The organism is Duganella sp. BJB476 (assembly GCF_003416895.1).
GTDB lineage: Bacteria > Pseudomonadota > Gammaproteobacteria > Burkholderiales > Burkholderiaceae_D > Rugamonas.
Window position 1 is genome coordinate 706,917 of sequence record NZ_QVIO01000001.1, and the last position, 12,888, is coordinate 719,804.

Genomic DNA, 12,888 nt, shown 5'->3' on the forward strand with positions numbered 1-12,888 from the left:
CCGGACGATCCTGAATCTTCCTTCAGGAAACAACTCTTGCCGGGGAGAGGGCGGTAAAATGCGGGCATGAACAAGATATTGCTGATCGAGGACGACCAGAAGGCGGCCCGCCTGCTCAAGCGCGGCTTGCAGGAGGAAGACTTCGCCGTCGACGCCGTGCACAGCGCGGAAGACGGCGAACCGGCCGCGCTGGCCGGCGATTACGACCTGATCGTGCTGGACTGGATGCTGCCGGCCAAGGACGGCATCACTCTGTGCGCCGACCTGCGCGCGCGCGGCCTGCTGACGCCCATCCTGATGCTGACCGCGCGCGACGGCCTGGGCGACCGCGTCGCCGGCCTCAACACCGGCGCCGACGATTACCTGACCAAGCCCTTCGCCTTCGACGAGCTGCTGGCCCGCATCCGCGCGCTGCTGCGCCGCTCGACGCTGGTGCGGCCGGCGCTGCTGACGGTGGCCGACCTGGTGCTGGATCCGCAAAGCCACGCCGTCAAGCGGGCAGGGCAGGCGCTGGACCTGACGCCCAAGGAATATGCGATCGTCGAACTGCTGATGCGCCAGGCCGGCCACGTGGTCAGTCGGCAGCAGCTGGCCGAGCGCATCTGGACCGCCGACCTGATCGCGCTCGACAACCTGATGGACTCGCACATGCGCAACCTGCGCCGCAAGATCGATCCGGAAGGCATGCCGCGCCTGATCCACACGGTGCGTGGCCAGGGCTTCCGGCTGGCGGAGGTGGCCGGCGATGATGCTTAATTTCCGCCGCCGCCTGGCGCTGGTGCAGACCGCCGTCATCGTCTCGGTGCTGTCGGTGGCGGCCATCGCCGGCTACCTGAGCCTGTCGGACGCGGTCAACGAACAGCTGGACGGCGCCTTGCTGGCGCTGGCCGAAACCGAGTCGGCGATGTTGCGCGCCGCGCCGGACCAGCAGCCCAAGGTGCACGACGCCGAACAAGGCGCCACGCCGCCGTCGTTGGCGCGGCTCGACCGCTGGGTGCAGATCGTCGACGCCCAGGGCCGGGTGCTGGCGCGCAGCAGCAACCTGGGCGCGGCCAGCCTGCCGGCGCCGCCCGCGCTGCTGGCGCGCATGGCCGCCGGCGACACCATGTTCCAGACGCTGGACCATTTTGCCGAGGAGCCGGTGCGCATCGTCTCGCTGCCGGTGCAGACCAAGCCGTTCCGCTACACCGTGCAGGTGGCCGGCTCGCTGGACGACGTGCGGCACGTGGTGGCGTCGGCCAGCCGCATGTTCCTCGGCATGGCGCTGGTGCTGCTGGTGGCGCTGACTGTGGCCAGCGCCTCGATCACGCGCTGGGTGTTCCGCTCCATCGACGACATCGTGCGCCAGGCGCAGCGCATCGGCGACGCCAACCTGGACCAGCGCCTGCCCCATCCCGGCACCCGCGACGAGATCGGCCGTCTGGTCGACACCCTCAACGACATGCTGGACCGCATCGATAAAAGCTTCCAGATCCAGCGCCGCTTTACTTCGGACGCGTCGCACGAGTTGCGCTCGCCGCTGTCGCGGCTGCGGGCCGAGATCGAGATCACCTTGCGCCGTCCGCGCGACACCACCGAGTACGTCGACACGCTGCGCTCCTGCATGGAGGAGGTGGAGCGCCTAACCTTGCTGGTGGAAGAGCTGCTGGCGCTGGCCCGCTACGATGCAGGCCAGGACCGCGATGCCTCGGCCGCCACCGCGCTGAACGAGATCGCCGCCGGCGCCATCGAGCGCGCGCGGGCCATGGCTCAGCAGCGCAACGTCAGCCTGTCGCTGCAGGCGGGGGCGGCGCCGGTGCGTGCCGCCATCGGCGAAGGCGCGGCCACGCTGATCGTGGTCAACCTGCTGGAAAACGCCGTCAAGTTCACGCCGTCCGGCGGCGCGGTCAGCGTCAGCATCACCCAGGACGGCGACTGCGCCTGCCTGCGCATCGCCGACAGCGGCCCCGGCATCAGCGTCGACGACCTGCCGCATCTGTTCGACCGTTTCTACCGCGGCGCCTCGGCCCGGTCGGGCGATGTGGCCGGGGTCGGCCTCGGGCTGGCGCTGACGCAAACCATCGTCCACGGCCACGGCGGCCGCATCGAGGCATCCAACCTACCCGCCGGCGGTGCCGCCTTCACCGTGCATCTGCCGCGCGTCACGCCGCCCTGATCCTCGCAGGGAAGAGTTTTTCAAGTTTAGTAGGCTTCATCGGTTCTCCTGGCACGGTCACGTCGTTGTCACAATAGGCCGCTACAGTGTGGCTGCTTTTGAAATGTGACAAATACAAAAAATCGATGTAACATTCACGCCCTTCCCTGGAGAACCGATGAAAACTGCACTGATCGCTGCAAGCCTCGCCACGACCATTTTCGCCAGCAACCCCGCCCTCGCATGGGAGCAGGAAACCCACCGCCAGATCGTGCTGGACGCGGTGAGCTACATGAAGAACAACCCGTCCACCACCAACTACACCAAGTTGCTGGCGGGCGTGACGCGCGCCGGCTTCACCATGGACCAGTTCGCCGCCGCGCTGGGCCAGGGCGCCTACGACGTCGACGATTTCGCCGACACCTACATCTGCGGCGCCACCACCGGCGACTGCCAGCTGGCGCCGGTTTGGGGCGCGGGCGCCAGCATCGTCAAGTACACCTCGTACTGGCACTTCCAGAACCACACCGCCGGCGCGGACGTGCACGGCAATCCCTTCGGCGGCTACAACTACGCCAAGCTGGGCATGGCCGGCGACATCGACAACATGGCCGCCGGCTGGCTCTACGGCGACTACCTGGACGACGGCGCCGGCGGCCTGAAAGGCTGGTTCGGCGACAGCAGCAAGTACAACAGCTACGGCGTCACCGAGGCGCACTACCGTTTCGGCGGCGTCTCCAGCGCGTCGCAGTATGCCGACTTCGAGACCATGCCGTTCCAGCCGATCGACAACCTCGGCCAGTACTGGTGGCAGCAGTTCCTGGCGCAGCCGACCGCGCAAAGCCTGGGCTTCACGCTGCACACCACCGACCTGCTGCAGCCGCACCACACCTGGGCCACCTCGGCGCACAACCACTCGTCGTGGGAACAGTGGGTGCGCGACAACTACGCGACCCAGCACCTGAACGACCCGGCGCTGGTGCGCGCGGCGCTGGCCGACTTCACGCCGCTGGCGCCGGGCGCCGTCGACATCCGTCCGCTGCTGACGCAAGGCGGCAGCTACTCGTACGCCAACGGCGGCATCGTGCTGTCGTCGACCGACCAGGGTGACCGCACCCGCGTGGCGCAGATGATGATCCCGCATTCGATCGCGATGGTGGTGGTGGTGCTCAACCGCGCCGCCGAACGCCTGGCCAATTGATGCGGAAACCGATGCCGTTATTGCTGCCGCTATCGCTGCCGCAATCGATGCAGCGCTCGCTTGCCCTGGCGCTGCTGGCGGGCGCGCTGGCGCTGCCGGCGGCTGCCACGGTCAGCTACCGGCTCAACGATCCGGCGCAGGCCGCGCGCATCGACGGCGCGCCGGTGACGGCCTTCAGCGTCGATGCGCTGTGGCGGCTGGCGCGCGTCAAGGATGCGCAAACGGCGCGCAGCACGGTGCTGGAGGAAGTCGTGCTGAACCGGCTGCTGGCCGGCGCCGCCCGCACGCGCTTCGACGAGGCGCAGCTGTATGCCGGCCAGCGGGTCGGCTTCGCGCGCGAGGTGGCGCTGGACGACCAGCTGGTCGCGACCTTGCGCAGCCTGTACGGCAAGGAGATGCAGCAGGCCTTGCAGCAGCTGCCGGGAAGCTCGCTCGACGGCCTGATCGTCGAACAAACCAAGCCCCCGGCGGCGGCGCTGGACGCGGTGTTCGGCAAGCCCGAGCAGCTCAAGCTGGAGTTCACGCTCAATGCCGAGCAGCTGGCGCGGGCGCGCGGCATCGTGCTGCTGCGCTATACGCTGCCGTCCGGCGCGGGTGCGGTCACACTGTACGACGTCTACCGGCGCCAGAACGTGCAGGGCAGGGTGGCGCTGTACAACCGCCAGGCGGACTTCCTGCAGCAGCAGGCCAAGCAGGATCTGGCCGGGCGCTTTGTGCTCGACTGGAGCCGGCGCCAGGTCGGCGAAGCGGCCGTCGCCGACCTGCGCCATGCGCTGGCCGAACGTGGCGAGGTGCAGGCGCTGCGCCAGCAGCACGGCATCGGCGACGATATCGAGAACACCAGCGCCTTGCTGCAGCGGCTGGCTGCCGAAGTGACGCCGGCGCAGGTCGCGGCATATTATGCGCGGCATCGCAGCGAGTTCACGCGCGTCGAGCGCGTCAAGGCGCGCCACATCCGCGTGGCTGATGAACAGACGGCGCAAACGGTCTACAAGGCGCTGGCCGGCGGTGCGGATTTTGCCGCCACGGCGCGACGCTACACGACCGCCGGCGACGGCGGCGCGCCCGGCTGGATACGCCATGAAGGCAAGCCGGACTGGCTGGCGCAATTGGCGCTGGCCCAGCCGGAAGGCCAGCTTTCGCGGCCCATCCGCACGCCCGCCGGTCCGCGCGACGAGGCGGCGTGGGAAATCGTTCTGGTCGAGCAGCGCGTGATCGGCTACCAGGCGCCCGACTCGGAAGCGGTGCGCTATGCTGCCAGCAATGCGCTGGCACGCACGACGGCGCAGGCGCAACTGGTTTCGCTGCGCAAGCAATTGCTGCGCGGCGCGCAGATCGACATCAACCGCAGCCTGCTGGATCAGCCGCTGCAAACATTGGACGACGCCAAATGAAACCTGCCCTGATCGCCGGCGCCGCTTGCCTGCTGGTGGCCGGCTGCTGGCTGGCCTGGCGCGGCGACGCCGCCAACCTGCCGCTCCGTGCCGACGCGGGGCAGGGCCCGGCGCAAGCCGGCGATGGCGCGGCGCGCGGCGCTCAATGGCCGCCGGCGACGCCGGAGCCGGCCGCGCGCGAATTGAAGTTCGTGCCGCTGACACCGGTCGACAGCAGCGGCTCGGCCTGGATGAGCATGGCGGCGGCACGCGAGAACGGCGATCCGCGCACGCCGCCCATCGAGCGCGACGCCGAGCCGCGCAGCGCGCCCACGCCGGCCCAGCTGGCCGATCCGCAAGCCTATCAACAATACGAGGAAGCCCAGCACACGCGGCTGCTGGGCGCCTATGTCGCGGCGGCGGCGACCGAGCTGCCGCGCTTGCAGGCCGACCTGGAACGCGGCCGCCAGGCAGGCATTCCGGCCGAGCAGCTGGTCAAGGTCGAGGAAAAAATCGCCCGCATCCAGCGCCAGTCGGCCGACATCGTGAAGGAACATCCTCAAATGCAAGCTAATGTCATACGCCGGTAATTTCTGACTGGCAAGATTGCTGCCTGAAGTCACTGATGTGGTCTACCCTTACTGCCTCTGATCGGAGGCAGTCTTTTTTTGGAAGGATGTTTTATGCAGACCGCAGAAGTCGTGTTTTCGCGCCAGCCAGGTGGGGTGAGCATGGCGTTGAGCGTCGGCGGCAGCGTCATCGCCGAAAGCGCCAGCCAGGAAACCATCGCGCGCGAGCTTCAGATCCGGTTGGTGCGCTTTCTGACGATAGACGGCGTGTTCACGACGGAATTGCCGACCACCGAAAAGACGCTGGCGCAGGCGTCGGCCGTGGCGTTTGCCGAGCCGATGGCGGCGCTCAAGCTGATCGCCGCCTGTTCGGCGGTGGGCGAAACGGTGGGCTTTCTTTTCCCGGAACGCCGGCGCCGTCCGCGCGAACCGCTGGCCGACGGCGCAGCGGACAAGCAGGACAAGCCACAACGGGATTGACGCCGCCCGCGGCGCTTAATTGTAGACGCCGCAACCGATCACCAGGTCGCCGACTTTTTCAACGAAGGTGGACTTGGGCTCGATCGCCTTGCTGCTTGGATTGGGCCATTTGTAATGGACCCAGCCACTGCCGGCGCCGTTGGCGACCGCCAGCATGTCCTTGAACAGGTATTTGTCATCCGGGTCCTTCATCTCCAGCACCTGTTTGTTGATGATCTTGGGCAGTGCCCCGTGCGCCACCATCTTGCCTTGCAGGTCGATCACGAAGATGTACAAGTCGCGGTCGATGAAGCTGCCTTTCGGATTGCTGAACTCGGCCAGCGCGGCGTCGCGGTCATGGCTCTTCATGTAGGCGACCGCCTTCTTGACCATGGCTTGGGCCTGCTCCGGCGTGCTCTTGTCCGGCGCTGCGCTCGCTCCTATGGAAATGATGGCCGCAAGGAAGAAAGTGGCGATGCGCTTGGCAAAATGGATCATGTCGGTCTCCTGGTTGTGGGCATGGCGCGAGCGGCGAGGGCGGCTCCATGCATGAGGTCAGTTTCGCCCTGGGGCCTACCTTAGCATTCCGGCCGAGGCACCGCAATCGGATTGCTGCCGGACGCGTGTGGCATACTTGGCCGCTATGAAGCCCGATGCCATCCGTCGTTTCCTGTCCACGCTCGTCATGCTGTGCCTGCACGGGGCGGCGTCCGCAGCGTCTTGCGTGGAGCCGCCTGCCGATCCCCTGAACACCTACGACGCGCAACACACTTACGCCAAGCTGGTGCGCGACTATCCCGCCATCCGCATCGCCAGCGCGGCGTTGCCGGTGGACGTGAACCGCATTGCCGACCTGACCTATGCGCAATATGGCGAGCGCTGCCTGAAGCTGGATCTGTACCTGCCGCTGGCCGCGCGCGCCGACGGCGGCATGCCGGTGGTGGTGCTGGTGCACGGCGGCGGCTGGCGTGCCGGCTTCCGCTCCGAGTTCGCGCCGATGGCGGTGCGGCTGGCCCAGCATGGCTACGCGGCGGTGGCGATCAGCTATCGGCTGTCGGGCGAGGCGGCTTATCCGGCGGCGATCGACGACACGCAGGCCGCCGTGCGCTGGGTGCGCGACCATGCCGGCCTGTATCACCTGAATCCGCAACGCATCGCGCTGGCGGGCGGTTCGGCCGGCGGCCAGATCGCCAGCCTGGCCGGCGTCACCGGCCGTCTCGACAGCGCGGTGCAGGCCATCGTCAACATCGACGGCCTGTCGGACTTCACCGCCGAAGCGGCGCTGAAGTACGAGGACGACCCGGCCAAGCAGCCGTCTGCGGCCGGCGCCTGGTTCGGCGGCCGCTATGCCGAGAAGAGCGCGCTGTGGGCCGAAGCGTCGCCGATCCGCTACGTGCGGGCGGGCATGCCGCCCATCTTGTTCATCGCCAGCGCCCAGCCGCGCTTTTCGGTCGGCCGCGAGGCGATGGCGGCGGCGATGGCACAGGCCGGCGTGGCCAGCAGCACGCTGGTGTTGCCGGATACGCCCCATTCGTTCTGGCTGTTCGATCCCTGGCTGCAAACGATTGCCGATGCCACGGTGGCGTTCCTGACTCAACAGATGCCGCAGCGCTAGCGCCGGAATTTCTGACACTGCCCGCGTGATCGTCGCAGTCGGGTCAGTGAAATCAATGGCTTAGTTCATGGCCTACAAATTGCGTGAACCCGCTCTTGCTTGATCAATTCAATCCTGAGAGGAATTCACCATGTCCAGATTACTTCTTATCCTGTTCTGTTGTGCGGTCGCGTGTGGCTCGTCGGTGCAGACGGCGCGCGCCGACGCGATCTACGTGTACGACAATGGCGTGCCGCTGCTGCCGGGCCAGTCTATCAGCCGGCTTGGAGGAAAGTGGGCCTTCGTCCGCATCGTCCCCTTGGATCTGTTTTATCAGTTCTACATATCGCCGCCTCCGCCTCCGCCGAATCCGCCGAAGACTTACCGCATCAGAACCGGCGGCCGTATCATCGACATCGGCGATGGCAGGCAGGGCAAGGCGAAACAGCAGGGGAAGGATGTCATCCTCAGCTATTCGGACGGCCGTGAAGGGGTGATCAGGGATGCGACGGTCAGTTTGCCGGGCGAGCCCGACCCCGCGCCGCCGCCGCCGGAGAAGGGTGTGATGTCCGGTCCGGTGGACGAGATCGCCCCGGCGGTGGCGCTGGCCGATATCCGGCTGCTGCTGGCGCAGCCGGACCTGGCCGACATTTTCGGCACAGCGATCGACCTGTCCTACTTCAAATATGATTTCTTCGGAACGGTGCCGATGCAGATTTTTCGCGGCCAGGTGACCTACACCACCGACTCCGGGCTCAGCGACACCATCCTTGTCGTGCCCGAGCCGGGCACGCTGGCGCTGGCCGGCGCCGGCGTGCTGGCCTGGCTGGCGCAGCGCCGGCGTCGGCGCTGATCGCGTGGCCCGGAAAAGGGTAGTCCGGCCTCTCCATTTAGCCAGTGGCGCCGCCACGGCGCCCGGCCTAAGATGGTCGCAGCCGCGCTGAACGCAGCGGGCGCCGTATTCAACCCATCAAAATGGAAGCCACCATGACCAACCCCAAACTTGAAGTACTGACGCCGACCAACTGCCAGCTGATCTTCATCGACCAGCAACCGCAAATGGCCTTCGGCGTGCAATCGATGGACCGCCAGGCGCTGAAGAACAACACCGTGGCGCTGGCCAAGGCCGCCAAAGTGTTCAACATCCCGACCACCATCACCACCGTCGAGACCGAAGCGTTCTCCGGCCACACCTATCCCGAGCTGCTGGACGTATTCCCCGGCAAGCCGATCCTGGAGCGCTCGTCGATGAACTCCTGGGACGACCAGAAAGTGCGCGACGCGCTCAAGGCCAATGGCAAGAAGAAGGTGATCGTTTCCGGCCTGTGGACCGAGGTGTGCAACAACAGCTTCGCCCTGTGCGCGATGGCCGGGGGCGACTACGAAATCTACATGGTGGCCGATGCCTCCGGCGGCACCTCGAAGGAAGCCCACGACTACGCGATGCAGCGCATGATCCAGGCCGGCGTGGTGCCGGTGACCTGGCAGCAAGTACTGCTGGAATGGCAGCGCGACTGGGCCCGCCGCGAAACCTACGACGCCGTGATGGCCATCGTGCGCGAACACTCTGGCGCCTACGGCATGGGCGTCGACTACGCCTACACCATGGTGCACAAGGCGCCGCAGCGCACCACCACCAGCCACGAGATGCTGGCCGCCGTACCGGCGAAATAAGTCCCGGTGGCCCAGGCTGCTATACAATCGCAGTCTGGTGCTCACCGTGCACTGACCGCCCCGGAGGCTGCTATGTCTACCACCCATACTTTTCGTCCCGACTACGTCGGCGCCGAAGTCGTCGAAGCTGGCATTGAAGTTGCCGACCGTAAAGGTCCGGACAGCGCGGCCGCCTATCTCAGCCAGCGCGGCGTGGCGGACACGGTGATCCAGCGCGTGGTTGCCGAGCCGGAACATCGCCGCAATCCCGGTCGTTTGCGCAGCCGCGACGAGCGCCTGCTGGAAGAAGCGTCGCGTTTCAAATTCAAGGTTTGAAGGGGCAGGCAGCCATAGGCGGAACCGCTCCGCCGTAGGACAGGGACCACATGGCCCTATGTTCCCAGCCTACATATGGCCCTTACGTGCTCCTATAATCGACCGCACATGGCGCGGATATAGTGGTGTTCATCAGGTCGCAATGATCGACAACCACCCAAGAGGCTCGCCATGTACCATGCTACTCATCCTTCCGTATCGCATCATGCAGTGCGCAACACGCAGGCAGAAGCATCCGCACCGGTCGTCAGCCTGACCGGCGCCCAGCAGAACGATCTGCTGCGCGCATTGTCCCGCGAAGAACTGATCAGTTTGTTCGAGCACCTGGAACTGGTGCCGCTGGACGCAGGCAAACACCTGTTCGACTTCGGCGACAAGATGGAATACGCCTACTTCCCCACCAACGCCATCGTCTCGCTGCAATTCGTGACCGAAGACGGCGGCGCCTCCGAGATCGGCGTGGTCGGCCGCGACGGCGTGGTCGGCGTGTCGATGTATGAAAGCGAACGCGCCAATTGCTCGGCCGTGGTGCAAAGCGCCGGCTACGGCTACCGCATCCGCGCCTCGGTGCTGCGCTCGGCCTTCTTCGACGGCGGCGCACTGGCCCAGCAACTGATGCGCCACACCAGCGCCTTGTTTGCGCAGCTGGCGCAAACGGTGGCCGGCGCGCGCCACGGCAGCATCGAGCAGCGCCTGTGCCGCTGGCTGTTGGAACGGCTGGACCGCTCGTTGTCGAATGAATTGAAAGTCACCCAGGAAACCATCGCCAACCTGCTGGGCGTACGGCGCGAAAGCATCACCTGCTGCGCCGGCAAGCTGCAAGAAAAAGGCATGATCGAATGCCGCCGCGGTACCGTTATCGTCCTCGACCGCAGCGCCATGGAACGCCATGCCGGCGGCTGCTACGTCCCCGTCTAATGCCTGTACCTGGGCGCATGCTGGAGCTGGTCCAGCTTGCGTTGCACCAGCCTGTACCAGGCGCTCGCCCATCTGGTCGCCCTGATCGATTCCTCCACCGTTGCCGCCGACATGCAGCGCTGCACCGCTCTCATCTGGCGGTGCAGGGCATAGGCGGCGGGGGGCGGCTTGGGGCGTAGGGGCGAGATATCCATGCCTGCATTCTGGCCCCGTCCCCGTGCCGCCGCTGTGCGTTGGCACACGCAGCAGCCACCCCGGCCCAACGGCCGCCACATAAACTAGCGCGATTATCTTCGTGTTCAAAGCGCTTGCCGCTCGCTATACTTCGCCCCTGAGAGACATGATTTAAGGGAACAGATGGGTAAGCAAGTGAAAGCCGAAGTGAAAGGTTACTGCGCCTTGGCGCTGTGGTCGGTGGGCGCGCTGGCCGCCGCGCAGGCGGCCGAGATGGAAGTGGGCACGGGGAAGATCGAGCGCGTCGAGGTCACCGCCACACGCTCGGCCGGCGCGGTCGATGTGCAGCAGGTGCCTGCGGCGATCACGGTGCTGAAGCCGGACAGCCTGACGCGCTACGGCCAAGGCAATCTCAACGATATCGCCAACCTGGTGCCGGCCATGTCGGTGCAGCAGCAGGCGCCCGGCGTCAACAACATTACCATGCGCGGACTGGTGGTGCGCGGCATCGTGCCGTCCGAGGTGCAGGACTCGTCGCTGGTGGCGGTGTACATCGACGACATGCCGGTGACGCTGAAATCGTCCAATCCCGACCTGAAGGTGCTGGACCTGGAGCGCGTCGAAGTGCTGCAAGGGCCGCAGGGCACGCTGTTCGGCGCCGGCGCGATGGCGGGCGCGGTGCGCCAGATCACGCAAAAGCCGGACCTGGGCGATCTGTTCGGCACGGTGGAGGCGGTCGGTTCGAACACCTCCGGCTTCGGCGGCGCCAATCGCAACCTGCGCGGCATGGTCAATGTGCCGCTGAAGGCCGACGTGCTGGGCCTGCGGTTGACGGCCTACACCGGCAACGATTCCGGCTACATCCGCAACCAGGTCAACGGTAACACCACCAACGACGTCTCCACCAACCAGGGCCGCGCCGCCTTGCGCCTGCGCGCCTCGCCGGACCTGGTGATCGACGCCAGCGTCACCGCCTCCAACATCAAGGGCGGCGTCAACGACGCCTATGCGGGACTGGCGCCGTTCACCACCATCGCCTTGCTGCCGCAGACCAGCAACGACAAGCTGCAACTGTATAACCTGGGCGTCAGCTATGACCTGGGTGGCGCACAGCTGGTGTCGTCGACATCCTACCTGCACCGCGACACCCTGTACGTGACTTCGGCCCAGTATCCGGCCACCGCCTTCATCTTCGGCGGGAAGAATCCGCTGATGCAGGCCGCCTACACGATCGGCAACGCGGTCAAGGATTTCGCGCAGGAGTTCCGCCTCAACTCCAAGGGCTCCGGCCCGCTGAAGTGGACCGCCGGCGCCTTCTTCGAAACCGGCAAGCGCAATACGCGCCAGGATGAACCGACCACCGGCTTCGACGAACGCTACGCCGCCACCCACAACTTCCCCGGCTATAACTCGCAGGCCAACGACCTGGCCTTCAATCCGAACGACTTCTTCTCCGGCACGCAGAACACCAGGTCGCGCCAGCTGGCCTTGTTCGCCGAAGGCACCTACACTGTCTGGGACAAGCTGGACCTGACGGCCGGCCTGCGCCTGTTCAAGGGCACGCAGGACTTCGACCTGCGCTTCACCGGCCTGTTCGGCAACCTGGTCGGCGCGACGCCGTCGGCGCCGGTCGGCCAGCCGGAGCTGAGCAACAGCAGCGCCACCTCGCAGGGCGCCAATCCGCGCTTCGCCGCCGCCTACCATGTCGATGCGGACCATACGCTGTATGCCTCGGTGGGCAAGGGCTTCCGCTACGGCGGCAACAACCAGCCGGTGCCTTTCAACTTCTGCGGCGTGAATGCGCCGGCCACCTTCGCGCCGGACAGCCTGTGGAACTACGAAGTCGGCTCGAAGAACACGCTGCTGGACCAGCGCATGACCTTCAACGCCAGCGCCTATGTGATCGAGTGGAAGAACGTGCAGGTGTTTAACAAGCTGCCATGCACCTACTACTTCACGCAGAACGCCGGCAAGATCCGCAGCGAAGGCCTGGAACTGGAAACCGCCTTCAGGCTGACGCGCCACGCGTCGCTGGGACTGAGCGCCGCCTACAACCACGCCTACGCCACCCGCACCGTGGTGACCGGCATCGCCGCGCAGAACATCCCGGAAGGCAGCCGCGCGCCGTACGCGCCGCGCCTGTCCGCCACGGCGACCGCCAGCTACACCGTGCCGGTGCGCGGCAACGACGAAGTGGGCATCGCCGCCAGCTACGCCTATCACAGCGACGCCTACACCAACTTCGCGGCGGCGCAGGGCAGCTATGCGCAGATACCGTCGTCGAACACGGTCAACGCCACCGTCACCTACAAGACGGGCGCGTACGAGTTCGGCCTGTTCGGCACCAACCTGACCAATGGAGCAAAGATCAGCGACGTCACGCCGAACACCATCGCCATCCAGCCGGGAGATACTTTGTTCATGGTGCGTCCGCGCACGCTGGGCTTGCGCGTCAAGGCGCGCTTCTGATCGTCCGC

13 protein-coding genes are annotated in these 12,888 nt (G+C 66.3%); 12 read left to right on the forward strand and 1 reads right to left on the reverse strand.

Annotation, left to right across the window (positions count from 1 at the left end; all coding sequences use genetic code 11):
* Nucleotides 1-66 precede the first annotated feature (66 nt).
* The 6 genes from D0T21_RS03105 to D0T21_RS03130 all read left to right on the forward strand — a co-directional run bounded on the left by D0T21_RS03105 (nucleotide 67) and on the right by D0T21_RS03130 (nucleotide 5,757).
* Nucleotides 67-756: a response regulator transcription factor gene (locus tag D0T21_RS03105; RefSeq protein WP_116988361.1), complete on the forward strand. Its 690-nt coding sequence runs from the start codon at nucleotides 67-69 to the stop codon at nucleotides 754-756.
* Complete coding sequence (locus D0T21_RS03110; RefSeq protein WP_199538421.1) at nucleotides 749-2,155, forward strand: ATP-binding protein; 1,407 nt, start codon at nucleotides 749-751, stop codon at nucleotides 2,153-2,155. Before D0T21_RS03105 ends, D0T21_RS03110 begins: the two co-directional genes overlap by 8 nt.
* 157 nt (nucleotides 2,156-2,312) lie before the next feature.
* Entirely contained in the window at nucleotides 2,313-3,335 is a 1,023-nt protein-coding gene (locus D0T21_RS03115; protein ID WP_116994265.1) for a phospholipase, read from the forward strand.
* Between the two features lie 11 nt (nucleotides 3,336-3,346).
* On the forward strand, nucleotides 3,347-4,729 hold the full coding sequence (locus D0T21_RS03120; protein WP_229211315.1) for a peptidyl-prolyl cis-trans isomerase: 1,383 nt from the start codon (nucleotides 3,347-3,349) through the stop codon (nucleotides 4,727-4,729).
* Nucleotides 4,726-5,298 (forward strand): hypothetical protein, encoded by a 573-nt coding sequence (locus tag D0T21_RS03125; protein ID WP_116988364.1) that lies wholly within the window; start codon nucleotides 4,726-4,728, stop codon nucleotides 5,296-5,298. Before D0T21_RS03120 ends, D0T21_RS03125 begins: the two co-directional genes overlap by 4 nt.
* Nucleotides 5,299-5,391: 93 nt before the next feature.
* Nucleotides 5,392-5,757 (forward strand): hypothetical protein, encoded by a 366-nt coding sequence (locus tag D0T21_RS03130; protein WP_116988365.1) that lies wholly within the window; start codon nucleotides 5,392-5,394, stop codon nucleotides 5,755-5,757.
* A gap of 15 nt (nucleotides 5,758-5,772) precedes the next feature.
* Here D0T21_RS03130 and D0T21_RS03135 read toward each other — a convergent pair whose 3' ends face one another.
* Nucleotides 5,773-6,234: a cache domain-containing protein gene (locus tag D0T21_RS03135; RefSeq protein WP_116988366.1), complete on the reverse strand. Its 462-nt coding sequence runs from the start codon at nucleotides 6,232-6,234 to the stop codon at nucleotides 5,773-5,775.
* Between the two features lie 145 nt (nucleotides 6,235-6,379).
* Here D0T21_RS03135 and D0T21_RS03140 point away from each other — a divergent pair, with 145 nt between their 5' ends.
* The 6 genes from D0T21_RS03140 to D0T21_RS03170 all read left to right on the forward strand — a co-directional run bounded on the left by D0T21_RS03140 (nucleotide 6,380) and on the right by D0T21_RS03170 (nucleotide 12,880).
* Entirely contained in the window at nucleotides 6,380-7,351 is a 972-nt protein-coding gene (locus tag D0T21_RS03140; protein ID WP_116988367.1) for an alpha/beta hydrolase, read from the forward strand.
* 130 nt (nucleotides 7,352-7,481) lie between these two features.
* Nucleotides 7,482-8,183, forward strand: coding sequence for a PEP-CTERM sorting domain-containing protein (locus tag D0T21_RS03145; protein ID WP_116988368.1), 702 nt, complete (start codon nucleotides 7,482-7,484; stop codon nucleotides 8,181-8,183).
* Between the two features lie 134 nt (nucleotides 8,184-8,317).
* Nucleotides 8,318-9,004, forward strand: a complete 687-nt coding sequence (locus D0T21_RS03150) for a hydrolase (RefSeq protein ID WP_116989339.1) — start codon at nucleotides 8,318-8,320, stop codon at nucleotides 9,002-9,004.
* Nucleotides 9,005-9,076: 72 nt separating this feature from the next.
* Nucleotides 9,077-9,319 carry a hypothetical protein gene (locus D0T21_RS03155; RefSeq protein ID WP_116988369.1) on the forward strand — a complete coding sequence of 81 codons (243 nt, stop codon included), beginning with the start codon at nucleotides 9,077-9,079 and terminating at the stop codon, nucleotides 9,317-9,319.
* Between the two features lie 171 nt (nucleotides 9,320-9,490).
* Nucleotides 9,491-10,237, forward strand: coding sequence for a Crp/Fnr family transcriptional regulator (locus D0T21_RS03160; protein WP_116988370.1), 747 nt, complete (start codon nucleotides 9,491-9,493; stop codon nucleotides 10,235-10,237).
* A 357-nt stretch (nucleotides 10,238-10,594) separates the two neighbouring features.
* On the forward strand, nucleotides 10,595-12,880 hold the full coding sequence (locus tag D0T21_RS03170) for a TonB-dependent receptor (protein WP_116988372.1): 2,286 nt from the start codon (nucleotides 10,595-10,597) through the stop codon (nucleotides 12,878-12,880).
* The last annotated feature ends 8 nt before the right edge of the window (nucleotides 12,881-12,888 follow it).

What these genes read in the sequence shown, in the direction of transcription:
- D0T21_RS03105 (WP_116988361.1), top strand. Translation starts at nt 67, where the DNA reads ATGAACAAGATATTGCTGATCGAGGACGACCAGAAGGCGGCCCGCCTG.
- D0T21_RS03170 (WP_116988372.1), top strand. Translation starts at nt 10,595, where the DNA reads ATGGGTAAGCAAGTGAAAGCCGAAGTGAAAGGTTACTGCGCCTTGGCG.
- D0T21_RS03150 (WP_116989339.1), top strand. Translation starts at nt 8,318, where the DNA reads ATGACCAACCCCAAACTTGAAGTACTGACGCCGACCAACTGCCAGCTG.
- D0T21_RS03135 (WP_116988366.1), bottom strand. Translation starts at nt 6,234, where the DNA reads ATGATCCATTTTGCCAAGCGCATCGCCACTTTCTTCCTTGCGGCCATC.
- D0T21_RS03110 (WP_199538421.1), top strand. Translation starts at nt 749, where the DNA reads ATGCTTAATTTCCGCCGCCGCCTGGCGCTGGTGCAGACCGCCGTCATC.
- D0T21_RS03115 (WP_116994265.1), top strand. Translation starts at nt 2,313, where the DNA reads ATGAAAACTGCACTGATCGCTGCAAGCCTCGCCACGACCATTTTCGCC.
- D0T21_RS03120 (WP_229211315.1), top strand. Translation starts at nt 3,347, where the DNA reads ATGCCGTTATTGCTGCCGCTATCGCTGCCGCAATCGATGCAGCGCTCG.
- D0T21_RS03130 (WP_116988365.1), top strand. Translation starts at nt 5,392, where the DNA reads ATGCAGACCGCAGAAGTCGTGTTTTCGCGCCAGCCAGGTGGGGTGAGC.
- D0T21_RS03145 (WP_116988368.1), top strand. Translation starts at nt 7,482, where the DNA reads ATGTCCAGATTACTTCTTATCCTGTTCTGTTGTGCGGTCGCGTGTGGC.
- D0T21_RS03140 (WP_116988367.1), top strand. Translation starts at nt 6,380, where the DNA reads ATGAAGCCCGATGCCATCCGTCGTTTCCTGTCCACGCTCGTCATGCTG.
- D0T21_RS03155 (WP_116988369.1), top strand. Translation starts at nt 9,077, where the DNA reads ATGTCTACCACCCATACTTTTCGTCCCGACTACGTCGGCGCCGAAGTC.
- D0T21_RS03160 (WP_116988370.1), top strand. Translation starts at nt 9,491, where the DNA reads ATGTACCATGCTACTCATCCTTCCGTATCGCATCATGCAGTGCGCAAC.
- D0T21_RS03125 (WP_116988364.1), top strand. Translation starts at nt 4,726, where the DNA reads ATGAAACCTGCCCTGATCGCCGGCGCCGCTTGCCTGCTGGTGGCCGGC.